General features: G+C 67.1%; 1 protein-coding gene. It reads left to right on the top strand.

What is annotated here, in order from left to right:
* The coding region (locus tag ABLE93_RS26905) for an IS256 family transposase (protein ID WP_348842723.1) at nt 1-1,192 on the top strand (1,192 nt) is incomplete at its 5' end.
* Nucleotides 1,193-1,233 lie beyond the last annotated feature (41 nt).

Genomic DNA, 1,233 nt, shown 5'->3' with positions numbered 1-1,233 from the left:
TGACGAACTGCTGGACCAGTTGCTGGCCGGTGCCGATCCCAAGACGGCCTTCGACACCAATGGCCTGCTCGACGATCTGAAGAAGGCGCTGGCCGAGCGCGCCCTGAACGCCGAGATGGACCATCACCTGGCGGGCGAGGAGGCCGGCAACAGCCGCAACGGCTATGGCCGCAAGACCGTCACCACCGAGACCGGCCGGATCGAGCTGGAGATCCCGCGGGACCGTCAGGCGACGTTCGATCCCCAGCTCATCGCCAAGTACCAGCGGCGCTTCCCCGGCTTCGACGACAAGATCGTGTCCATGTATGCCCGGGGCATGAGCGCCCGGGAGATCGTCGGGCATCTGCGCGAGCTCTATGGTATCGAGGTCTCGCCTGATCTCGTCAGCGTCGTCACCGACGCCGTCCTGGAGGAGATCGCCGCGTGGCAGGCCCGGCCGCTCGAGCCGGTCTATCCCCTGGTGTTTTTCGATGCCCTGCGGGTCAAGGTGCGCGACGAGGGCATCGTCCGCAACAAGGCGGTCCACATCGCGCTCGGCGTGCGCGCCGATGGCGCCAAGGAGATCCTCGGCCTGTGGCTGGAGCAGAACGAGGGCGCCAAGTTCTGGCTGCGCGTTATGAACGAGCTTCGGAACCGCGGCGTCGAGGACCTGCTGCTGGCCGTCGTCGACGGCCTGAAGGGCTTTCCCGACGCGATCCGGGCGGTGTTCCCCGAAGCGGTGGTCCAGACCTGCATCGTCCACCTGCTGCGCCACAGCCTCGACTTCGTATCGTACAAGGACCGCAAGGCTGTCGCCGCGGCGCTGAAGGACATCTATCGAGCCGTGGATGCGGCCGCCGGCGAGGCGGCGCTCACGGCCTTCGAGGACACGGCCTGGGGCCGGCGCTATCCGGCCATCGCCCAGAGCTGGCGGCGGGCCTGGAGCGAGGTCGTGCCGTTCTATGCCTTCCCCGCCGAGGTGCGCCGCATCCTCTACACCACGAACGCCATCGAGGCGCTCAACGCCAAGCTGCGCCGCGCCGTGCGGGCCAGGGGACACTTCCCCACGGACGATGCTGCCCTGAAGCTCCTCTTCCTGGTCTTGAACCGCGCCGAAAAGGAGTGGAAGATGGCGCCTCGTGAATGGGCGATGGCAAAGGCGCAGTTCGCCGTCATCTTCGGCGAGCGCTTCACAAAGGCCATGGCGGCCTGATCTTCAACCCGCCGCCCCCACACGAAATTCCTGACACTCCC

The sequence above is a fragment of the Xanthobacter pollutisoli genome (genome assembly GCF_040044995.1).
Taxonomy (GTDB): Bacteria; Pseudomonadota; Alphaproteobacteria; order Rhizobiales; family Xanthobacteraceae; genus Xanthobacter.
Note: the sequence above shows the minus strand (reverse complement) of the source record. Positions and strands in the feature narration are given on the sequence as shown.